The 20,660-nt window shown below is 63.3% G+C and carries 26 protein-coding genes; 14 read left to right on the top strand and 12 right to left on the bottom strand.

All coding sequences use genetic code 11. The features are described 5' to 3' along the window. The first annotated feature begins 1 nt into the window (after nt 1). Nucleotides 2–778: a TatD family hydrolase gene (locus THIVI_RS08755; protein WP_014778240.1), complete on the top strand. Its 777-nt coding sequence runs from the start codon at nt 2–4 to the stop codon at nt 776–778. Beyond that, nucleotides 775–1,509, top strand: coding sequence for a tRNA threonylcarbamoyladenosine dehydratase (locus THIVI_RS08750; RefSeq protein ID WP_014778239.1), 735 nt, complete (start codon nt 775–777; stop codon nt 1,507–1,509). Before THIVI_RS08755 ends, THIVI_RS08750 begins: the two co-directional genes overlap by 4 nt. A gap of 100 nt (nt 1,510–1,609) precedes the next feature. Here THIVI_RS08750 and lptG read toward each other — a convergent pair whose 3' ends face one another. Beyond that, a complete protein-coding gene (gene lptG / locus THIVI_RS08745) occupies nt 1,610–2,674 on the bottom strand; it encodes an LPS export ABC transporter permease LptG (protein ID WP_014778238.1) in 1,065 nt (354 codons plus the stop codon). 110 nt (nt 2,675–2,784) lie between these two features. Here lptG and THIVI_RS08740 point away from each other — a divergent pair, with 110 nt between their 5' ends. Next, nucleotides 2,785–4,287 carry a leucyl aminopeptidase gene (locus tag THIVI_RS08740; RefSeq protein ID WP_014778237.1) on the top strand — a complete coding sequence of 501 codons (1,503 nt, stop codon included), beginning with the start codon at nt 2,785–2,787 and terminating at the stop codon, nt 4,285–4,287. A gap of 71 nt (nt 4,288–4,358) precedes the next feature. Here THIVI_RS08740 and queF read toward each other — a convergent pair whose 3' ends face one another. Further along, on the bottom strand, nt 4,359–4,748 hold the full coding sequence (queF, locus tag THIVI_RS08735; protein ID WP_014778236.1) for a preQ(1) synthase: 390 nt from the start codon (nt 4,746–4,748) through the stop codon (nt 4,359–4,361). A gap of 241 nt (nt 4,749–4,989) precedes the next feature. Between queF and THIVI_RS08730 the strand changes: the two genes are divergently transcribed. Together THIVI_RS08730 and THIVI_RS24640 are read left to right on the top strand one after the other, a co-directional pair. Beyond that, nucleotides 4,990–5,526, top strand: coding sequence for a ferritin (locus THIVI_RS08730; RefSeq protein ID WP_014778235.1), 537 nt, complete (start codon nt 4,990–4,992; stop codon nt 5,524–5,526). 23 nt (nt 5,527–5,549) lie between these two features. Next, nucleotides 5,550–5,690, top strand: coding sequence for a hypothetical protein (locus THIVI_RS24640; RefSeq protein ID WP_014778234.1), 141 nt, complete (start codon nt 5,550–5,552; stop codon nt 5,688–5,690). A gap of 151 nt (nt 5,691–5,841) precedes the next feature. On the opposite strand, the gene THIVI_RS08725 is transcribed toward THIVI_RS24640, so the two are convergent. The 5 genes from THIVI_RS08725 to THIVI_RS24635 all read right to left on the bottom strand — a co-directional run bounded on the left by THIVI_RS08725 (nt 5,842) and on the right by THIVI_RS24635 (nt 10,036). Then, nucleotides 5,842–6,054, bottom strand: coding sequence for a hypothetical protein (locus THIVI_RS08725; RefSeq protein WP_014778233.1), 213 nt, complete (start codon nt 6,052–6,054; stop codon nt 5,842–5,844). A gap of 59 nt (nt 6,055–6,113) precedes the next feature. After that, nucleotides 6,114–6,431, bottom strand: coding sequence for a DUF4342 domain-containing protein (locus THIVI_RS08720; RefSeq protein ID WP_014778232.1), 318 nt, complete (start codon nt 6,429–6,431; stop codon nt 6,114–6,116). A gap of 98 nt (nt 6,432–6,529) precedes the next feature. Continuing rightward, a complete protein-coding gene (locus tag THIVI_RS08715) occupies nt 6,530–9,319 on the bottom strand; it encodes a 1-acylglycerol-3-phosphate O-acyltransferase (RefSeq protein ID WP_014778231.1) in 2,790 nt (929 codons plus the stop codon). 6 nt (nt 9,320–9,325) lie between these two features. After that, nucleotides 9,326–9,817 carry a methyltransferase family protein gene (locus tag THIVI_RS08710; RefSeq protein WP_014778230.1) on the bottom strand — a complete coding sequence of 164 codons (492 nt, stop codon included), beginning with the start codon at nt 9,815–9,817 and terminating at the stop codon, nt 9,326–9,328. 57 nt (nt 9,818–9,874) lie between these two features. Then, complete coding sequence (locus tag THIVI_RS24635) at nt 9,875–10,036, bottom strand: hypothetical protein (RefSeq protein ID WP_014778229.1); 162 nt, start codon at nt 10,034–10,036, stop codon at nt 9,875–9,877. A gap of 211 nt (nt 10,037–10,247) precedes the next feature. On the opposite strand from THIVI_RS24635, the gene ybgC reads away from it, so the two are divergent. The 9 genes from ybgC (at nt 10,248) to THIVI_RS08660 (ending at nt 17,197) form a co-directional block, all read left to right on the top strand. Continuing rightward, on the top strand, nt 10,248–10,709 hold the full coding sequence (ybgC, locus tag THIVI_RS08705) for a tol-pal system-associated acyl-CoA thioesterase (protein ID WP_014778228.1): 462 nt from the start codon (nt 10,248–10,250) through the stop codon (nt 10,707–10,709). A 6-nt stretch (nt 10,710–10,715) separates the two neighbouring features. Further along, entirely contained in the window at nt 10,716–11,390 is a 675-nt protein-coding gene (gene tolQ / locus THIVI_RS08700) for a protein TolQ (protein ID WP_014778227.1), read from the top strand. A gap of 21 nt (nt 11,391–11,411) precedes the next feature. Then, the gene (gene tolR / locus THIVI_RS08695) at nt 11,412–11,855 is read left to right on the top strand and encodes a protein TolR (RefSeq protein ID WP_014778226.1); all 444 of its coding nucleotides are present in this window, start codon (nt 11,412–11,414) and stop codon (nt 11,853–11,855) included. Nucleotides 11,856–11,857: 2 nt separating this feature from the next. Beyond that, the gene (gene tolA, locus THIVI_RS08690; protein WP_014778225.1) at nt 11,858–13,135 is read left to right on the top strand and encodes a cell envelope integrity protein TolA; all 1,278 of its coding nucleotides are present in this window, start codon (nt 11,858–11,860) and stop codon (nt 13,133–13,135) included. Between the two features lie 15 nt (nt 13,136–13,150). Then, nucleotides 13,151–14,461 carry a Tol-Pal system beta propeller repeat protein TolB gene (gene tolB / locus THIVI_RS08685; RefSeq protein ID WP_014778224.1) on the top strand — a complete coding sequence of 437 codons (1,311 nt, stop codon included), beginning with the start codon at nt 13,151–13,153 and terminating at the stop codon, nt 14,459–14,461. Between the two features lie 277 nt (nt 14,462–14,738). Continuing rightward, complete coding sequence (gene pal, locus THIVI_RS08675; protein ID WP_014778223.1) at nt 14,739–15,287, top strand: peptidoglycan-associated lipoprotein Pal; 549 nt, start codon at nt 14,739–14,741, stop codon at nt 15,285–15,287. Nucleotides 15,288–15,299: 12 nt separating this feature from the next. Further along, nucleotides 15,300–16,166, top strand: coding sequence for a tol-pal system protein YbgF (gene ybgF / locus THIVI_RS08670; RefSeq protein WP_014778222.1), 867 nt, complete (start codon nt 15,300–15,302; stop codon nt 16,164–16,166). Then, on the top strand, nt 16,057–16,449 hold the full coding sequence (locus THIVI_RS26040; RefSeq protein ID WP_342610573.1) for an antitoxin MazE-like protein: 393 nt from the start codon (nt 16,057–16,059) through the stop codon (nt 16,447–16,449). Before ybgF ends, THIVI_RS26040 begins: the two co-directional genes overlap by 110 nt. Before the next feature lie 37 nt (nt 16,450–16,486). Further along, the gene (locus tag THIVI_RS08660; RefSeq protein ID WP_014778221.1) at nt 16,487–17,197 is read left to right on the top strand and encodes a type 1 glutamine amidotransferase; all 711 of its coding nucleotides are present in this window, start codon (nt 16,487–16,489) and stop codon (nt 17,195–17,197) included. Nucleotides 17,198–17,364: 167 nt separating this feature from the next. Here THIVI_RS08660 and THIVI_RS08655 read toward each other — a convergent pair whose 3' ends face one another. The 5 genes from THIVI_RS08655 to THIVI_RS08640 form a co-directional block, all read right to left on the bottom strand. Then, nucleotides 17,365–18,009: a V-type ATP synthase subunit D gene (locus tag THIVI_RS08655; protein WP_014778220.1), complete on the bottom strand. Its 645-nt coding sequence runs from the start codon at nt 18,007–18,009 to the stop codon at nt 17,365–17,367. 20 nt (nt 18,010–18,029) lie between these two features. After that, a complete protein-coding gene (locus THIVI_RS08650; protein ID WP_014778219.1) occupies nt 18,030–18,380 on the bottom strand; it encodes a YkgJ family cysteine cluster protein in 351 nt (116 codons plus the stop codon). Nucleotides 18,381–18,448: 68 nt separating this feature from the next. Then, a complete protein-coding gene (locus THIVI_RS08645; RefSeq protein ID WP_014778218.1) occupies nt 18,449–19,828 on the bottom strand; it encodes a V-type ATP synthase subunit B in 1,380 nt (459 codons plus the stop codon). 3 nt (nt 19,829–19,831) lie between these two features. After that, nucleotides 19,832–20,020, bottom strand: coding sequence for a type II toxin-antitoxin system HicA family toxin (locus THIVI_RS26150; RefSeq protein WP_083845730.1), 189 nt, complete (start codon nt 20,018–20,020; stop codon nt 19,832–19,834). Next, nucleotides 20,017–20,229: a hypothetical protein gene (locus THIVI_RS08640; RefSeq protein WP_014778217.1), complete on the bottom strand. Its 213-nt coding sequence runs from the start codon at nt 20,227–20,229 to the stop codon at nt 20,017–20,019. The genes THIVI_RS26150 and THIVI_RS08640 overlap by 4 nt, the downstream gene beginning before the upstream one ends. Nucleotides 20,230–20,660 lie beyond the last annotated feature (431 nt).

Below are 20,660 nucleotides of genomic sequence, written 5' to 3'. Positions count from 1 at the left end.
GATGGAATTGATCGACACCCACTGTCATCTGGATGTGCCGGAATTCGCCGCCGACCGTGCGGCGGTCAGACAGCGCAGCGGGGCGGCGGGCCTGGTGGGGATCGTCATTCCGGCGATTCATGCCGATGGCTGGTCGGGTCTGCTCGCGCTGTGTACCGACGGATCGACGCTCGGCCCGGCGCTCTATCCGGCGCTGGGGCTGCATCCGGTCTATCTGGACCAACATCGCGAGACGGACATCGCCGCCCTGGAGCGGGCGGTGGCGGACGCCCGGCCCGTGGCGATCGGTGAGATCGGGCTCGATTATGTTGTCCGCGAGTTGGATCCCGCGCGCCAGCAGGCATTGTTCGAGGCCCAGTTGGAGATCGCCCGGAGCGCGGGTCTGCCGGTGCTGCTGCATGTCCGCAAGGCCCACGACGAGGTGCTGACCACCTTGCGCCGTCTCCCGGTGGTCGGCGGGGTCGCCCATGCCTTCAACGGCAGCCTGCAACAGGCGCAACAGTATCGGGATCTGGGGTTCAAACTCGGCTTCGGCGGCATGCTGACCTTCGAGCGCTCTACCCGGCTCCGGCGTCTGGCCGCCCAGATCCCGTTGGAATCCATCGTGCTGGAGACGGATGCCCCCGACTTGACGGTCGCCGCGCATCGGGGCGAACGCAACAGCCCGGAATATCTGACGGACGTGCTCGCGGCGCTCGCCCGCGTCCGCGACGCCGACCCCGGCGATCTGGCCGCCCTCACCACGGCCAATGCCCGCGCGGTTCTGAATCTTCCATGAATCCTGAATTGCCCGCCGACGCCCATCTCTGGGAGCGCACCCGCATCCTGGTCGGCGACGACGGAGTGGCAAGACTGCGCGCGAGCCATGTGCTGATCGCCGGACTGGGCGGGGTCGGCTCCTTTGCCGCCGAGGCGCTGGCCCGCGCCGGCATCGGGGCGCTGACGCTCGCCGATCATGACCGGGTGGCGCCCTCGAATCTGAACCGTCAACTGGTCGCCCTGGCATCCACGGTCGGACGGCGCAAGACCGAAGTCATGGCCGAGCGGATCGCCGACATCAATCCGGTCTGCCGGCTGACCCTGATCGAGGAATTCCTGCCAGCGGAGGGGATGGAGTCGGTTCTGGGCGGCGGGTTCGATCAGGTGGCCGATGCCATCGACAGCCTCAACAGCAAGCTCGCGCTGATCGAAACCGCCGTGCGTCTGGGCGTTCCCATCGTCAGCAGTATGGGCGCCGGCGGACGACTCGATCCGACCCGCGTCCAGGTTGGCGACCTGATGGACACCCAGGTCTGCCCGCTGGCGCGCGAGGTTCGCAGTCGTCTGCGCCGGCGCGGCATCGGACGCGGCGTCACCGTGGTCTGGTCCGACGAGTCGCCCATGCCAGCCTTGTCCCCCGAGGCGACTGATCGGGGCCGGCCACGCGCGGTCAATGGCACCCTGAGTTATCTGCCGTCGCTGTTCGGGCTCATGCTGGCGGGGGTCGTGGTGCGCCGTCTGCTGGCGTAACCTGATGTTTGCGAGCATCGCGAGCAAACGGTCGGGTTGGCGCCATTGCTGGACAACATCAGGTTTTATGGCAAATCCTGTCATCACGCTTAGCCTGCTTTCATCCCACCCGTCTCAGCAACAGCAGCGCTCCGGAAATGAACAGCAGGGGCGGCGCAATGGCCGCGAGGAACGGATTCATTCCGAACAGGAGTGCCAGATAGGCAAAGGTACGGCTGACCAGATAATAGAGAATGCCGATCAGCACGCCGACCAGGATGCGCCGACCCATTCCGGTGCTGCGCGAGGAGCCGAGCAGCAAGGGGGTCGCGATCAGGATCATCGATAGGGTCAGCACCGGATGGACGACCTTGCCCCAGAAGGCTACTTCGTAAACCCCGGAGTCCTGTTTGTTGATCGACATGAAGCGGATGTATTTGTAGAGTCCCCACACGGGGAGCGCGTGCGGATCGGCGACCACGACCTTGAGCAGCCCCGGATCCAGCATCGAGTCCCAGCCGGCCCGGGCGATCCGCTCGACCTCGACGCCCGCCGCGCTGACGCGGCTGCGCGCGATCTCTTCCAGCATCCATTGCCCGTCCCGATAGCGGGCGCCGGCCGCGTGGGTCGCGATCAGGGTGCCCTGGGCGGGATCCACGCGATAGATGAAGATGTCGCGCAGGCTGGTTCCGGAGCGGATCTCGCGGATATTCACATAGGATCCGTCGTCGATCGCCCAGAAACCGTCGGGGGTTCGCTGGGCCACGTTGCCCGACAGCGCCTGCCGGCGCAGTTCCACCCCGCGTTGTTCTGCCAGCGGGGCCACGACCTCGCCGAGCAGGACGGCAATCATGGCCAGCAGCAGACCGCCCAGCAGGCCCGCGCGCACGATCCGCCACACCGAGATGCCGGCGGCGCGCATGGCGACCAGTTCCGAGCGACTCGCCAGCGAGCCCAACCCGATCAGCGCGCCGATCAGGGTCGCGATCGGGAAGATCTGATAGGCGTAACGGGGCAGACTCAGGAGCATGAACAAGAGGGCTTCCGCCAGACCGTAGCGTTCGACGCCGATCGCGTCGAGTTCGTCGGCGAGAATGACGACACCCAGCAGCGGCAGCAGGACGCCCAGCGTCAGCAGGGTGCCGCCAATCACCGCCCAGGCAAGATAACGATCGAGGATTTTCACGACGACCAGGCCCCGTCATTCGATAGACTCTATGAACTTCATCCTATCATTAGCCAGTCAGCCACTTCAGGCTGATCCCACACTGGTCACACCTCGTCAGGAGCCCTACGATGGAATTCACGATGAAAACCGGCGACCTCGCCACCCAAAAAACGCCTTGCCTCATCCTTGGCGTCTTCGAGCAACAGCCGCTTGCCGGCCCCGCCGCGGCCATGGATCGCGCCAGCGGCGGTCGGCTGAGCGAGCTGTGGAAAAAGGGCGATCTCGACGGCGAGGCCGGTCGAACCCTGATGCTCTACGACCTCCCTGGTCTCGTCGCCGAGCGGGTGCTGCTGATCGATTTCGGCAAACCCCAAGAGTTCAACCGCAACAACTATCGCAAGACGCTTGCCGCCGCCGTCGCCTATCTCCAGCAAACCCAGGCGGGCGAGGCCATGCTGGCGTTCCCGGCGACGCTTCCGGCGGGCATGGATCTCTACGCGGCCATCCGCGATGCGGTGATGACAGCCGAGGACAGGGTCTATCGTTACACCCGGACCAAGGAAGATAAAAAGGCGCCCAAGACACCGCTCGGACAACTGACGCTATGGGTGTCGAGCGAACCGGATCTAGCCATTGCCGAACACGCCATCAGGCATGGCGCGGCCATGGCGTCGGGCGTCAACCTGGCCCGAGAACTGGGCAACCTGCCGGGCAACCTCTGCACGCCCACCTATCTGGCCGATCAGGCGGTGGAACTGGGCGGTCGTTGCGACGCGCTCAAGGTCGAGGTGCTCGACGAGGACGCCATGGCGGAATTGAAAATGGGCGCGCTGCTGTCGGTCTCGCGCGGCAGCCGCCAACCGGCCAAACTGATTGTGATGGAGTACCGGGGCGGCAAGGCTGACGCCAAGCCGATCATGCTCGTCGGCAAGGGTCTGACCTTCGACGCCGGCGGGATCTCGATCAAACCCGCCGCCGAGATGGACGAGATGAAATACGACATGTGCGGCGGCGCCAGCGTCATCGGCACCATGCGCGCCGTCTGCGAACTGGGCCTGCCCATCAATCTGGTGGGCGTGGTGCCCGCGTCCGAGAATCTGCCGGATGGCGACGCCAACAAGCCGGGCGACATCGTCACCAGCATGTCCGGGCAGACCATCGAGATTCTAAATACCGACGCAGAGGGCCGTCTGATCCTCTGCGACGCGCTGACCTACTGCAAGCGTTTCGATCCCGCCCTGGTCATCGACCTCGCCACCCTGACCGGTGCCTGCGTGATCGCGCTAGGCAAGCATGCCGCCGGGCTGTTCACTGCGGACGACCAACTGGCCGCGGAGATCCAGCAAGCCGGCGAAGCGGTTGGTGATCGGGCTTGGCGCCTGCCGCTGTGGGAGGACTATCAGCAGCAGCTCGACAGCAACTTCGCCGACATGGCCAATGTCGGCGGCCGCGAGGCCGGGGCCATCACCGCCGCCTGTTTTTTGGCGCGCTACACCAAGGACTATCCCTGGGCGCATCTGGACATCGCGGGCGTGGCCTGGGTCGGCGGGAAGGAAAAGGGCGGGACGGGTCGGCCGGTGGCGCTGCTCACCCAGCTTTTGCTGGCGCGTAGCGGGGTGTTGAAGCCTTAGAGTCTGCCGAAAACCGTCACTGCGGCAATCCTTCGAGTGTTGCGACGTTTCGCCAGGCAACTCGATCCCGATCAGGGAAGCTGCACCGGAACCGGTGGCTGCCAACCAGCGGCGCGATGTTCGGCCACCACGGTTGTGTAGATCCCGCCACGGACGTTGAAATCGGCGGTCAGGCGCATGAAGCGCGGTTCGACCGCCTCGATCAGATCGGTCAGGATTCGGTTGGTGACGGCTTCATGGAACGCGCCCTCGTCGCGATAGGACCAGACATAGGTCTTGAGCGATTTCAGTTCGACGCAGACCCGATCGGGGACGTACTCCAGGGTCAGTTCCGCGAAATCGGGCTGGCCGGTCTTGGGGCACAGACAGGTGAACTCGGGCACCCGGATGCGGACGGTATAATCGCGCTCGGTTTGCGGGTTGGGAAAGATTTCGAGCGTTTTACTGGGGGCGCTGGACATGGTCGGTCTCTGTCATGACTGGATGGGTTGCGTGCGTCGTGCGCGGGGTATCGGTGCGGAGCGTAGGCGCGGGCACGAGGTTTTCTGGAAAGCGCCGATTATACCGAAAGCGACGGCATCCAATGCCGACCCATGAACCCCGCTTGAATTTTGCTGGATTGGCGACAAGTTTATAGGTTTTACCGCAACCTCAAACGGTGGACCGTCTGCTTATCCGCTCGACGGCCAGGAGCCTGAATCGATGATTTCCGAAGAGATGGCAACGCGCATCAACACCCAGATCAACCGTGAGATGTATTCCGCGCACTTCTATCTGGGGCTTTCGGCGCAGGCGGAAGGCATGAACCTGAAGGGCGTGGCGGCCTGGTTCTTTGCCAAATACGGCGAGGAGCTGACGCATGCGTTGAAAATGTATCGCTACCTGATCGATCAGGATTCGCCCGTGCGATTGGGCGAGGTCGCCGCGCCCGCGACGGTGGAGACGGCGGTTCTCAAGATGTTCGAGAGCACGCTCGCGCATGAGCGTGAGGTGACTGCCGCGATTAACGACATCGTCGATTTCGCCTTGGCGCAAAAGGATCATGCGACCCACATCTTTTTCCAGTGGTTCGTCACCGAGCAGATCGAGGAAGAGGCGACGGTCAAGGACATCCTGGGCCGGGCGCGTCTCTTCGGCGATCAGGGACAGTCGCTTTTGATGATCGATAACGAGCTAGCGAGCCTCGCGAAACAGATGGGATCTGCGGCGGGAACCGCATCGACCGCGAGCGCGGCCTGAATTGCCGGCGCACGAGGTTCGAGATGAGCAAAAAATCCGATAAATGCTGCAAGAAGTACCTTGATCAGAAGCGCTGTAAAAAATGTCCGAAGCGCAAGACCAAGGTATCCAGCCGCGCCGAAGTCTCGGTAATCGGCCTGTTTTCTCACGCTTTCCCGTCCTGACGGGACAGACCGTGATGGTCTGTTTGCGTCGGACCGACGGTACGACAGGCATCGAACGCGACCGTTCCGAACCCTGTCTCCGATCACGCTTGATCGGCACGCGGTTCGGATCGGTGGAAAACGACGCGAACCGCATCCGGAGCGGGTCGGATCAGTCCGTGGCGGCTTCCTCGCCGGTGGACTCGGCTTCGGGTTCGGCGGAGACGACCTTGGGGTCGGGCAGTTTGATCAATTCCTCGGCCACGAGGATGTTCTGTTTCTCCTCGCCATTGATCGGCTTTCTGCTTTTGCGCGCCATCACGGCGTAGCGTCCGGATTTCTTCTGGAAAATGGTGTATTCGGCGGTCTTCTTGACTTGCTGCATCTTGACTCTCGTGCTGCTGTGGTAAGGGATGGTGTGCGGGATGGAATCTGGTCGTGTCGTTACCGATCGCGATCCTTGCGGTCGAAGTCGGTCTGTTCGGATGAGGCGTTAAGGTCGCGCTCGATCTCGATGCGGAACTGGGCGAACAGCGCGCCCATGGCAGCGAGCGCGGTAAGCATCGGGGCGAGCAGCGTGAGCACGCCAGCGACACCGACTCCCGCGGTGAGCGGAATATCGACCAGCACCTTGCCATTTGGCCGGCGCACGATGAGGCGCCGGACATTCCCCTTCAGGACCAGATCCTTGACCTTATCCACCAGCGCCGAACCGGCGACGGTGATTTCCTCGGACAGGGGGCGTCCAGTGTCGTTTCTCATTTCTCGCTACCTCGTCATGGCGACCAGAGCGGGTTGGCCGTGATGAATCTGGCCGTTAACAGCGAACTTTAACTGGTTTGAAGTCGATCTGTCACTTGCTAAAGAAGCCGCGTGCGTTCGTGTCTTTCCAGTTGTTCGGCGATCTCCGCCCTTGCCGCATCCCGCAGTTCGACGGCTGACCCCCAGTCGTTGCCCGCGGGCATCAGCGGCGGGCCGATGACCGCCTGGGCCTGTCCCGGTCGCGGTTTGAAACGATCGCCTGGCATGAGTTCCCGTGTGCCGACGAGCGTGACGGGAACCACCGGCACCCCCGCCTGGGCCGCTGCCGCGAAGGCGCCCATGCGGAAGGGCAACAGCCCCGGCTGTTCGCGAAAGGTGCCTTCCGGGAAAAATCCGAGGGTTGCGCCGTGCGCCAGCGCCTCGCCGATCCGCGCGGACTCCGAACCGCTGCGCTGGAGGTCGAAGCGGTCGACGAAAAAAGTGCCCATGCGTGCCAGAAAGCGTCCGACCAGCGGGTTGCGCATGAGCTCGCGTTTGGCGACGAAGCGGATGGGTTGCTCGAAGGTTTCGATGAGCGCGAGCGCATCCAGATAACTTTGATGATTGGCGACCAGGACATAGGGGCTGCCCGGCGGTGGGATGTGTTCCCGGCCCATGACCGTCAGGCGGACGAACGCCAGTCGGCGCAGCAGTCGGATCCCGAATCGCAACAGCGTCCAGCGCCAGTGCAGACGCGGGGCGAGCATGGTGGCGATCCAGAACCAGGGGGCGATGAGATAAAAGATCGTCCAGGCGTAACCGGCATAGAGGGTTCCGGGCAAACGCCGCAGTCGGCTCATGAACGCCGAGCCGCCCACCCGCACGAGTTGCCAGAGCGGGCGGGACGGTCCCTCCAGGAGGTTGCCGGCGAGATAGCGCGCGCGCATGTCACCACGGCGCAGTTTGCCGCTGGAGGTCTTGAGCACCGAGCGCGGTGGGGCCAGCACGATCTCGTCGGGCGGCAGACCGAGGATGTCGGTCGCGCGTTCGCGCATTCGTTGCATCAGCGCCCGGCGTCGCGCGGGGTCGCGTTCCTTGCTTTCGGCCACGATCACCAGCCGTTCGCTGCCCTGTTTCGGGTCCAGCGCGGCAAAGGCGACGACGCAGCCCTTGCGCACGCCCGGCAACTCGCCCAAGGCCTGTTCGACCTCGTAGGGATAGAGATTGCGCCCGCCGCGGATGATCAGATCCTTGACCCGTCCGGTCAGATGGATGTCGCCGCCGGCCAGATAGGCGCGGTCGCCGGTCTCGTGCCAGCCGTCGCGGATCAGCCGCGCGGTGGCTTCCGGATTGCGATAATAGCCACGGGTCGCGGACGGTCCCTGAAACTGAAGCAGTCCCTCATGGCGCTCGGGCCGCTCGCCGCCTGTTTCATCGACGATACGAACCCGATAGCCTGGCAACGCTCGTCCGCAGGCGACGACGTCCATCGCCTCCGGATCGTCGCACCCAACCGGCAGGGCATAACCGGAACTGGCGAAACGGGCGCGGTCGATACAGTCGATGCGTGGACCGAGATCCGCCGGTGGAAAGGCCAGCCCAACCGCCGCCTCCGCCAGACCATAGACGGGCGCCAGCGCATCGGGCCGCAGCCCATAGGGTGCGAAACGCTCGGCGAAACGGCGCAGGGTCTGGGCGCTGACCGGCTCGGCGCCATTGAAGGCGCGCCGCCAACTGCCAAGATCCAGCCCATCCAGTTGCGCATCGGAGAGACGCGCCAGACAGAGTTCGTAGGCAAAGTTGGGTGCTGCCGAGAGGGTGCCGCGATGTCGGTGAATCGCCTGCAGCCAGCGCCGCGGACGCGCCAGAAAGGCCAGGGGCGACATCGAGATCAGCGGAATGCCGAAATAGAGACTGCCGAGCCAGGCCCCGATCAGCCCCATGTCGTGATAGAGCGGTAGCCAACTGACGAAGACATCGTCCGGGCCGATCGCGACCGCCTCGCCCATGGCGCGGATGTTGGCCAGCAGATCCGCGTGGGAGAGCACCACGCCCTTGGGATCGCCGGTACTGCCCGAGGTGTATTGCAGGAAGGCGATGTCTTGCGGGTCGGGGCGCGCCCAGTTCGTCTCCGGCGCCTCCGCGTCGAGTCCTTCCAGGGTGATGATCTCGCGCAGGGAGGCAACCTGGAGCCGCAGGAGCCGGGCAACCGCGCGCGCCTCCGGCACCGTGATCAAGATCGTTGTGCCCGCGTTGTCGAGGATCCGTGCGTGTCGGCGCAGATGGTCCTCGATCTGCTGGGGCCGCGCGGGCGGATAAATGGGCACTGGCACGCCGCCGGCGGCCAGGATGCCGAAGAAACCGAAGAAATACTCCGGTCCCGTGGGCAGCATGATCGCCACCGTTCCGCCGACGCTCAGACCCGCCTGTTTCAAACGCCCCGCCACTTGCGAGGCGCCCTTGATCAGGTCGGCATAGGTGATGGGATGTGCTTGGTCGTCGCTGTCGTAATAGGTAATGTGAATCCGGGAACCGTGCCGCTCCCCGTGCCAGAGGAGCGCGTCTGGCAGGGTGAGCGCTTCGGTTGGAATGCCCGCGCCGCGACGCGTCGTCATGGTCGGCGCGGCCGCGACCGTGCCCGTCAAACCCGCGCCAGCGCGCGCCAGACCGAGCAGATCGCGCGCCGTCGCGGCCAGCAGCGCCTCATCCCGAAGATGGACGCCGAGACCGGCCTCGACCCGCGCGATCAGTTCCGAGCGGCTCAGACTGTCGAGCCCCAGGTCCGTTTCCAGCCGGGTGTCCAGGCCGATTCCCTCGGGCGGCTCCGGCAGTCGCGACTCGCGCGCGAAGGCTTGCAGGATGGACAGGAGTCGACTTTCCTGGTCGGCGGCTTGCATCGAGTCGTTCATCGCGGATCAATAGACAAAGGGAATGAACTTACGCACCCGCCGCGCATAGTCCGCATACTCGGGATGACGTTCCGTGAGCCAGCCTTCTTCCTTTCCCGCCTTGTAATCGAAAAAGAAAAAGCCGATGACCAGAATCAGCAGATGCGTGAGGCTCAGGCTGTAGAGTGTCCAGCCCAGGGCGGCGAAGAGTTGGCTGGCGTAGAGCGGATGCCGAACCCAATTATAGACACCATGCTGGACCAGTTGACTGTGGTCGACTGGATAGGGCAGGGGAGTGAGATAGTCCCGGATGTGGACCGAGCCCAGACCGCCGAGCAGCAGCGCAAAGAGTCCTAGCAGGACGAGTGCGATTCCGCGCGGAATGGCCAGGGTGTCGAGCAGGGCCGGCGTCGCGAGCGGGTTCCAGGCGGGCATCATCACAAAGACGAAGAAGAGCACGAATTGGATCACGACGAGATACTCGCCGCGTTTGCCCTGGAGAAAGAAGAGACGTGACATGGTGGTTTCCTAAATGCGTGGAAGCGGGATTTCTGGACAAGATTTTGCGGACACCACCTAAACCATCTTCGCCACTTTCATCAGGACGCCAATAATCACGGTGGTTTGCAGGACGCCCGCGCCGATGACCCAACGGGTCAATTCCGTTTTGGCCTCGGCAATGCGGACTTCCAGTCTCAATTCCGATTCGCGAAGCGTGTCGATGACGATCGTGCTCATGGTGTTTTCCTTCTGTGTGATGCCGCGTGTCCGCGAAACACGCGCTGGGTGGGACGTCGCTGCCAGGAGCGTGAGCCATGTCTGTTAGCGTACCTGTATTCTGGCAGCTTCGTCATTACCCATGGGAGCGCCCCTAGGGACAAGATGCCCTGACCAGTCGTTTCCGCTAAACTCAATATCTTTTGAGCGAGCCAGCCCGCCTTCCGACAAGATGCCGACATCCCGCGACGATCCCAAGGCAACCTTCGATTGGCCCGTGCGTATCTACTACGAGGATACGGACGCGGCCGGCGTGGTCTTTTATGCCAATTATCTGCGCTTCCTGGAACGGGGCCGCAGCGAGTGGCTGCGCGCCCTGGGCTATGAGCAGGATGCGCTGCGCCGGGACGAGGGCATTCTGTTCACGGTGCGTCGGGTTGAACTCGATTATCGGACGCCGGCGCGGTTCAATGACCTGCTGACGGTGCGCTCCGCCCTCGCGCACATCGGGGGCGCCAGTCTGACCTTCGCGCAGGAGATCCTCCGCGACGCGGACGGCGCGCTCTGCTGCCAGGGGACCGTGAACGTCGCCTGTATCGATGCCGGTACCTTGCGGCCCCGCCGTCTGCCGGCCGCGCTCGTGTCCGGAATTTTAGCTGGAACCGGCCGTCCGTCGCCGGCGTCCGTGGAGTAAGACGTCATGACCACCGATCTGTCGCTACTGAATCTGATCCTGCATGCCAGCCTCGTCGTCCAGTTGGTACTGCTGGTGCTGCTGGCGGCGTCCGTCATCTCCTGGACCATGATCCTGGATCGCGGCCGAATCCTCGCGAAGGCCCGCAAGACGGCCCTCGCCTTCGAGGAGCGGTTCTGGTCCGGCGGCGATCTCAGCGCGCTCTATCAGGAACTGGGTCAGGACGAGAAGGGCAATCAGGGACTGGCCGCCATCTTCCGTGCCGGATTCAAGGAATACGTGCGCATGCGCAAGGTCGAGGGCAACGACATGATGGCGATCCTGCAAGGGTCCGAACGCTCCATGCGCGTCGCCTTGAGCCGCGAGATGGATCGGCTGGAGACCAATCTCGCCTTCCTGGCCACGGTCGGTTCCACCAGCCCCTATATCGGTCTGTTCGGCACCGTCTGGGGCATCATGCAGGCGTTTCATGCGCTCGGCAACGTCGAACAGGCGACCCTGGCGCTGGTCGCGCCCGGTATCTCCGAGGCGCTGGTCGCGACCGCCATCGGTTTGTTCGCGGCCATTCCGGCGGTCGTTGCCTATAACCGTTATGCCAATCAGGTCGAGCGGCTCAACAACCGTTACGAGGAATTCATGGAGGAGTTTTCGACCCTGCTTCAGCGTCAGGGGCGGGGCTGAGGTGCGGGGAGCCTCGACGCCATGATCAAGCACAAGCGCAGTCGCAACCGCCGCCGGCTGATGGCCGAGATCAATGTCGTGCCTTACATCGATGTGATGCTGGTGCTGCTGGTGATCTTCATGGTCACCGCGCCCCTAATCACCATGGGGGTCAAGGTCAATCTGCCCCAGGAAAAGACCGGCGGACTCGCCAGCCCGACCATCGAATCCGTGGTCATCACCGTGGACGAGTTCGGCGACTATTACATCGATGTCGGCAAGGACAAGCATCAGCCGGCGAGCGATCAAATTCTCTATGATCGGGTGCGCGTCGTGCTCGATTACAAACCGGAGACGCCCATTCTGGTGCGGGCGGATCACCGCGTGGATTATGGCCGGGTGGTGCGGGTCATGGCGATCGCACAGAAGGCGGGCGCGCCGGAGGTGGGGTTGATCACCGTGCCGCCGGAGCGTCGCGAGCCTTAATCATGTGGCAGATCCTGCGGCGCAATCCTCGGGCCTTGTACTGGTCGCTGGGGCTGCATCTGCTCTTCGGGCTGCTGTTTTTCGTGAGCGCCCAGTTCACGCGGCCCACGGTCGATGCCGGCAGCCGGTCCAGGGTCGTTCTGGCCAGCATCGTGTCGGATCGCGCGCTCGAATCCATGGTGGCCGATATTCAATCCAGCGATGCCGGGCGCCCGGACGATCCGGCGTCGACGGGGGAGGCGCGCGCGGGCGAAGCGGAGGCGGCGCGTCTGGCCGAGGCGCAACGCGCGGAGGCGGCCGAAACCGCCCGGCAGGCGGAACGCGCGGCCGAGGAACAGGCCCAGCGCGAAGCGGAAGAGAACGCCCTGCGCGCGGCCGAACAGGCCGCGCAACGTCAGGCACGCGAAGCCGAGCAGCGCGAGGCCCAACGTCAGGTGGAGTTGGAAGCTCAGCGTCAAGCCGAGTTGGAAGCGCAACGTCAGGCCCAGGAGACCGCGCGCCGTCAGGCGGAACAAGACGCCGAACGTCAGGCGGAAGCGGCCCGGCAAGAAGCTATCGAGGCGCGTCGCGCGGCCGAGGCGGAAGCCAGACGTCAGGCCGAGGCGCTCGCGCGCCGGCAGGCCGAAGAAGAGCGTCTCGCCGAGGAGGCCCGCGCCCGCGCCCAAGAGGAACAGCGGCGCGCAGAGGAAGCGGCGCGCGAAATGGCGTCCGAACGGGAGCGTCTGCGGGCGGCCGCCGAGTTGGCGCGGCGTCAGGCCGAACGCGAACGCGAACGGGAGCGCCGTGCCGCCGAAGCCGCGCGCCAGGAACGGATCGCGCGGGAAGCCACGCGCATGGCCGAGGACGAGGAACGCCGACTCGCCGAGGACATCGCCCATCAGGCGCGCGAACAAGCGGCGCGCGCCAATGCCGAACGTAGCGCACGCCAGGAGACGGCCGAAGAGTCGCAGCGCACGCGCGAGGAAGACCTGCTGTCCGCGCTGGCCTCCGAGCAACTCGCGCGCGAGGCCGATCGCTATATCCCGGTGATCCGCGACCGGGTCCGTCAGTTCTGGACCCGCCCGCCCGCGACGGGTCGCGATCTGGTCACGGTCGTCTCGGCACGGCTGATTCCCGGCGGCGATGTCGTTCCGAATAGCGTGCGTCTGATCAAGAGCAGCGGCAACACGTCATTCGATCAATCCGTGATCGCCGCGGTCTATAACGCCTCGCCGTTACCCGTGCCATCCGGTCCGACATTTGAACGCTTCCGAGAGTTCGATCTCACCTTTTCGCCTTAACAGGGATCTCTCATCATGAGCAGATATCAGCGCTTGCCGCTCATCGTTCTCGCCTTCGTCCTGAGCCTGACCGGGGTTGGCGTCGGTTCAGCCGCGCCCCGGCTCAACATCGAAATCACAGGCGGCGTCGAGGCCGCGCAGCCCATCGCCATCGTCCCCTTCGGCGTCTCCGAGGGCCTGATTCCGCCGGTCGACATCGCCGCTGTGATCAGCGCCGATCTGGCCCGCACCGGCAAGTTCAAGCCGATGCCGACGCGCGACATGCTGGACATGCCGACCACCCGCGAGGCGGTGGATCTGCGTGACTGGAGTCTGCTCGGGATGAATAGTCTGGTCATCGGGCAGATCGATCCCGAGGGCACCGGTTTTCGGATCAGTTTCAGCCTCTACGATGTCCTCGGCGGCAACGAATTGGCCAGCACCAGCCTCGTCGGCAGCAAGACCGGGCTACGTCACACCGCGCATCTGATCGCCGACCTCATCTACGAAAAGCTGACCCGTCAGCCGGGCGTGGCCGCGACCCGCATCGCCTATGTGACCTCTAGCGGAAGCGTCGACAATCAGACCGTGACCCTGCGAATTGCGGACGCGGACGGCGACAATCCGCAGACCATCGTTTCATCCGCCGAGCCCATCCTGTCGCCGGCCTGGTCGCCGGACGGCCAGCGCATTGCCTATGTCTCGTTCGAGAACCGGCGCGCCGCCATCTATGTGCAGGACCTGAACAGCGGGCGGCGCGATCTGGTCGCCAGTTATCCCGGCATCAACGGTTCGCCGGCCTTCTCGCCGGAGGGGCAGCGACTCGCCATGACGCTCTCGAAGGACGGTAACTCGGAGATTTACGTGTTGAATCTCCTGAGCCGAGAACTCATCCGACTCACCGACCATTTCGCGATCGACACCGAACCCGCCTGGTCGCCGGATGGCCGTCATCTGATCTTCACCAGCAACCGGGGCGGCAGTCCGCAGATCTATCGCATGTCCGCCACGGGCGGTGCCGCCGAACGGATCAGTATCGATGGCGACTACAATGCGCGCGCCTCTTATGCGCCGGATGGTCGTTCGGTCGCGATGGTCACCCGCATCAATGGGGCCTTTCGCATCGGGGTTCTGGATACCGAACGCGGGATTACCCGTCTGCTCAGCAACGGGACGCTGGACGAATCGCCGAGTTTCGCGCCGAACGGCAGCATGGTCATCTACGCGACGATCCATGGCGGTCGCGGGGTACTGGCCGCCGCGTCCGTGGAAGGCGGAGGCAATCAGCGACTCTCCCAGGACTCGGGTCAGGTTCGCGAGCCGGCCTGGTCACCCTTCATCCGCTAAGGCGATTTCCGAAAAATTGCATATCAAAACCTGGCTGTCTAGTGATCCGCCTGAACCCATTCGTGGTTCGAGTGCCTCACCACGAACGGCTTCTGCCTCGCCACGAACGGCTTCTGTCTCGCCACGAACGGCTTCTGTCTCGCCACGAACGGCTTCAGGCTCCGAGGCTGCAAATTTTCCGTTCGTCCTGAGTCCTGAGCGGAGCCGAAGGGTCGAAGGACGAACGGAAAATCGGTAAAGTCTGTTCCGGAAATCACCTAAAGGATCACGCGGCATCATGACACGCTCTCCGCACCACGTTTTCTCCTGGATCGCGCTCCCGTGCGTTGGTCTGATCGCCATTCTGACTCTTGGCGGCTGCTCGACGCCTCCCCAACGGACGGTCTCGGACGCCTCCGCGGCGGCCCAGATCACCGCGCCCGCCGCATCGGAGGTCGGCAGGAGCGTCGAATCAACCCGACCAACCTATGCCGGTCCTTGGGAGGATCCATCCAATCCGCTGTATCGCCGAACCATCTATTTCGACTATGACACGGTGGACATCAAACCCGAGTTCATCCCCCTGATGCGCACCCACGCGACCTATCTGGGCACCAACGCGGGTCGCCGCGTGACGCTGGAAGGTCATACCGACGAACGCGGCACCCGCGAATACAACCTGTCGCTCGGCGATCAGCGCGCCGATGCCGTGCGTCGCTTCCTGCTCGCCGAAGGCGTTCCGCCGGACCGGATGTCCACCCTGAGTTATGGCGAGGAGCGCCCCGCCGACGCGGGACACGGCGAACCGTCCTGGCGCGCCAATCGTCGCGTCGTCATTCAGTACTAAGGAGCCTCGACCGTGAAACACCACTCGATCCTGCCGTTTCTCGCTGGCGCTTGTCTCGTGGCATTCCAATCCGGCGCGCTTGCCGCGGAGCCCTCGTTGCTCGAAGGGCGGGTCGGGCGTCTTGAGCGGATTCTGGAAAATCAAAGCGGTTCCGAACTGCTGCTGCAAGTGCAGCGCCTGCAAATAGAGATGCAGGAACTGCGCGGCATGCTCGAAACGCAACGCTTCGACATCGACAAACTCCAGCGTCAGCAGCGCGACCAGTATCTCGACATCGACTCCCGACTAAACGCGAGCCGCTCCGATCCGCAAGGGACGGCGCCGACAGGCAGCGGCGGTCAGCAACCGACCCTGCCCGAGGGTGTGATCGACGCCAGCGGCGGCGATCTGCAACCGCCGGTCGAGACCGTCGCGCCCGCGCCAGACCCCGCGTCGCAAATCACCGACGGACCCGTCGGCATTCCCTCGCTGCCGCAACCCGAAACCTTCGGTGGGAGCGAGCGAGATGCCTACAGCGCGGCCTTTTCATTGCTGAAAGACCGCAAATACGACGAGGCCAAGGACGCCTTCAACGACCTGCTGCGCCGCTATCCGCAGGGCGAGTTTACGGACAACGGCCGGTACTGGCTAGGCGAGACCTATTATGTCCAGCGGAATTATCCCGCCGCCTTGGCTGAATTCGATCGGCTGGTGCAGCTCAATCCGAACAGCCCCAAGGCGCCGGCGGCCATGCTCAAGATCGGCTATATCCAATACGATCAGCAAGCCTATGATCAGGCGAAGGTATCGCTGGAACAGGTCGTCACACGCTATCCCAACAGCACCGAGGCGCGTCTTGCCAGGAGTCGTCTGGAGCGGATCGGGCAGGGGGCGCCTTAAGGCGATGTCCGGGAAATCCGCAGCCTCGGAGCCTGAAGCCGTTCGTGGTTCGAGTGCCTCACCACGAACGTCGAGTGCCTCACCACGAACGTCGAGTGCCTCACCACGAACGTCGAGTGCCTCACCACGAACGGCTTCAGGGGGGCCGGATACTCGGCGTCCAGGTTTTGCGTTGGAATGTCGCCGTCAATCGGGCCTGGCCGCCAAGGCGGATCTGGCTGACGCGAATCTGCTGGATTTCATGGATGACGCTTTGAACGACGTGGACGGCTGGACGCCGTGAACTGGGGCGATTTCGTGACCATAGAGGAAATTCACCGATGCGCATTCACGCTCTCACGCATGTCCCCTTCGAGGGTCCGGCTGGCATCGCCGACTGGGCGAACGCGCGGGGCCACGCGTTGACGCTAACGCCTGTGTATTCCGGGGGCGCTCTGCCAGACCCCGCCGGGTTCGACTGGCTGGTCGTCATGGGCGGTCCGATGGGCGTCCAGGATGACATCGAGTATCCCTGGATGGTTCCCGAAAAACGCTTGATCGGCGAGGCCATCGCCGCCGGTAAAACCGTGATCGGCGTCTGTCTTGGCGCGCAGTTGATCGCCGCCGCGCTGGGTGCGCGGGTCTATCGCAACCCGGAGAAGGAGATCGGCTGGTTCCCCATCGAATTCACCGACGCGGGACAGTCATCGCCGATCGTCGGTTTTCTGCCGCCCCGGATCCAGGTCTTTCACTGGCATGGCGACACCTTCGACCTGCCGCCTGGAGCGGTTCATCTGGCGCGGAGCGACGTCTGCGAGCAACAGGTCTTTCTCTATGACGGGCGTGTGCTCGGACTGCAATGTCATCTGGAATCCACGCCCCGGAGCGTTGCCGACATCGTCGCCAACTGCGCCGACGAACTTCTGCCGGCGGCCTATGTGCAAAACGCGGAACGTCTGCTGGCGGCGGACGCGGACGATTACGCGCTCATCCATGGGGCGCTGTTTGGGATCCTGGATCGGCTGGTTGCGACCGGCCGTTCAATGGACTGAACGAGCCATGCTCGAAAATCGCACCGGTCATACGTGCATGGATCAACTCTCGGCGATGATTTTGCGCGCTCTCTCGTCTTTGTGAATTGCAACGATCCGGCGTCGACGCCGGGGCCAGACGTTGATGGATACTCTTCTGGATTGCCTCTCGACCTCGATGTGGATTCTTAGGCCGCCGCCGTGGCATCCTTGTTATCCGCCCGCTGTCGCAACAGCTTCACCTGAAACAGCGTGTTACGCTCTTCCTCTTCCAGCGACGACTGAATGAAATGGATCGTGCGCCGGTAGAGCGGGATGATGTTGTACTTGAGCGCATTGACCCGCTTTTGCGCCTTGCGCTGTTCTTCCAGCAGTCGATGCAAGGCAATCTCGACCTCGGCGAGACGGGCGAGCAGCACGGCCGCATTGGCCAGATGATCGCGGGTGGCGTCGAAACTGACGTCGGTTCCCAGCAGACCGACCGGCTTCAAGGGGACACGCTCGCTAGTCACCGCCGGATATTCCACGCCCAGCGCGCGGCGGGGCAGGATGTCCACCTCCAGGGCCGGTTCCGCGCCCAGCGCCGCCTGATGAATCCCCCGGCTGCCCATGCGCAGATGGGTGATGCTCAGACAGCCATAGGCTTTGGCAAGTGCCTGTTCGGCGGTCTCCCGGAGTTGGCGGTATTCGCCGATGCGTTCATAGACCAGACGGGTGAGCAGTTCGCGCTTGCGTTCCAGCAGGTCATGGCCTTCCTCCAGAAATTTCGTCTGCTTTTTCAGCTTGAGCAGGGTGTTCTTGGTCGGCGGAACCTTGATCAGTTGTTGGGCCATGCGTGGTCTCGCGGTAAGAGTTAGCGGAGGTCGATCCCGCGTTCGGTGAGGCAGTCAGGTCCGCCCATCTCGAATTCGCGACACACCAGCGGTCGCTGCGCATAGATGCGGCATCGTAGGGTGTCGCGGTCCAGCGCCGCGCACCAGCCATCGTCCAGTCGTTCCATGACCGTTCCGCCCCAGTCGTCCCGCGTGGTGAAGCGTCGTGGCACGCCGGTCTCGGTCAGACACAACACCTCCAGACGACAACAGGCCGCGTCGCAGGTTTCGCAGGTGATGCCGGGGACGGGGTCCGGTTCTGGAAGATGCGTATCCATCTCATAGAGATCGGCGGCCGCTGGCGCGGCGACCGTCTTGCAGGCAAGCGCCATGGCGTGAAACCTCGCGCTGGCAAATGAGGATGGCGAAAGGATAGCCGTTTTTCCGGCCACCAAGCGCGCTAATCGCTCCCCTGATAATGCTTGGCCAGATCCGTTTCCTTCAGTCGGGTCAGCGCGTCTCTCGGGAAACTGCTCATCAGCTCCCAGGCCAGATTCAGCGTGGCCTCGATCGAACGATCCTCGGACTCGCCCTGACCGACGAAGCGCTGGTCGAAGGCGTCCGCAAAGCTCAGATAGCGGCGGTCGCGCTCCGAGAGTTCGTCCGCGCCGATGATGGAGGCGAGATTGCGCGTCTCCTGCGCACGGGCATAGAGCGAATAAAGCTGGGCGGCGACCCGCGGGTGATCCTCGCGGGTGTCGTCCTTGCCGATGCCGTCCTTCATCAGTCGGGACAGACTCGGCGAGATGTGCACCGGCGGATAGATCCCCTGATTGTGCAGCTCGCGCGACAGCACGATCTGACCCTCGGTGATATAGCCGGTCAGGTCCGGGATCGGGTGCGTGATGTCATCCGAGGGCATTGAGACCACCGGCATCATCGTAATCGAGCCATGCCGCTCATGGATGCGTCCGCAGCGCTCGTAGAGTTCGGCCAGATCCGAGTAGAGATAGCCCGGATAGCCCTTGCGCGCCGGCACGTCGCCCTTGGCGGTGGCGACCTCGCGCAGCGCCTCGGCATAGTTGGTCATGTCGGTCAGCACCACCAGCACATGCCGATCCAGGTCATAGGCCAGATATTCGGCGGCGGTCAGCGCGGTGCGTGGCAGGGTGAGCCGTTCCACCGGCGGATCGTCGGCGAGATTGACGAACATCACCACATTGCGCAGCACGCCCGAGTTGGCGAATTCGTCGCGGAAGAATTTGGCGTCCGCGTAGGACACGCCCATGGCGGCGAAGACGATCGAGAAACTGCTGTCCTGATCCTTCAGCTTTGCCTGACGCACGATCTGAGCGGCGAGCCGGTTATGGGGCAGACCGGAACCCGAGAAGATCGGCAGCTTCTGACCGCGCACCAGACTGTTCAGCCCGTCGATGGTTGAGATGCCGGTCTGGATGAACTCGCGCGGATAGGTGCGCGCGGCCGGGTTGATGGCCGACCCGCTGACCGGACGGCGCAGACTCGACAGCACCGGCGGGCGGCCGTCGCGGGGCACCCCGAGCCCGTTGAACTCACGCCCGAGAATCTCGGGGGAGAGCGCGATCTCGATCGGCTCATCCAGGAAGCGAATCCAGGTGTTTTCCAGATCCAGATCGTCGGTGCCCTCGAAGATCAGGATCAGCACCTCGTTATCCGCCGCGCGGATCACCTGACCGTTGCGGATCTGACCGCTGTGATCCTCGATCTGAACCCGGTCGCCGAACGCCACGGCGGGGGTATTCTTGACCACCAGCAGTCCGCCACGGGCCTCGACTGCGGTGCGATATTCTTTAATGCTCATGTGTTATTTAACCGGTTTGACGCCAAGGTCATGACAGATTTTGACTGCAAGAAGATCGTTGACTTCATTGTGACGAGGAATGGCCGAGCGTTTGTTCTGTACCGGGTTCCACCACCAGGAATGGCTGCCGCCTTCTCGTAAAAGTTCGCAACCGTGTCCTCGCAGATACTTTAGAAAAGCAGCTCGCTTCATACCGCAATTTTTTCTTCCATGTATTCCGATCCGGCCGCGCACAAAGCGTCTTGACGATTCAGTTCGATGGCTTCCCTCAGCGTGATACGCAACGATTGCAACAACTCCTGCCGAGTCGGTTCCTGGCAGTTCACGCCTGGGACTTCCTCGATCCAGCCGATCCACCAATCGCCATCTTGCTTTACAACGGCCGTGTACTCTTGATTCATTTCATGACCTCATAGAGTTGTATCGTTTGGATAACCGCTTGCGCCCAGGCCGTAGGCTAAATTTTCAATGTAGCTTCTGCTTACAGTCGCATGCAAAGAGGATGCGCGTGTTGGTAGGGTGTTTAATCTGGCCTGTTTTCAGTGTCTCTAGCTCATGCAGTTTTTCAACCCGAAGCATAATAGAGTAACGCTATTTTAAATCAGTAACTTAAGCTTCTCTCATCGGCTGCGGTGCGCCAAGGGTCTGCGGGAACAAAACTGCGTGAAAATAGCCGCATTGAACTCCCTAGACTTTATCTCCAACCCATCCCCAACCACCGCACTTGGAACAATTTGGATTTCCTCCTCGGCATGTGCATTCTGGCATGTGAAAAACTCATGATATATCACCTAACATTTCACATCACCGGCAGAAAAAAGTAGAGCGACGA

Source organism: Thiocystis violascens DSM 198 (assembly GCF_000227745.2).
Classification (GTDB): domain Bacteria; phylum Pseudomonadota; class Gammaproteobacteria; order Chromatiales; family Chromatiaceae; genus Chromatium; species Chromatium violascens.
The sequence above is the reverse complement of the archived record's forward strand: the minus strand, read 5'-3'. Positions and strand labels throughout refer to the sequence as shown.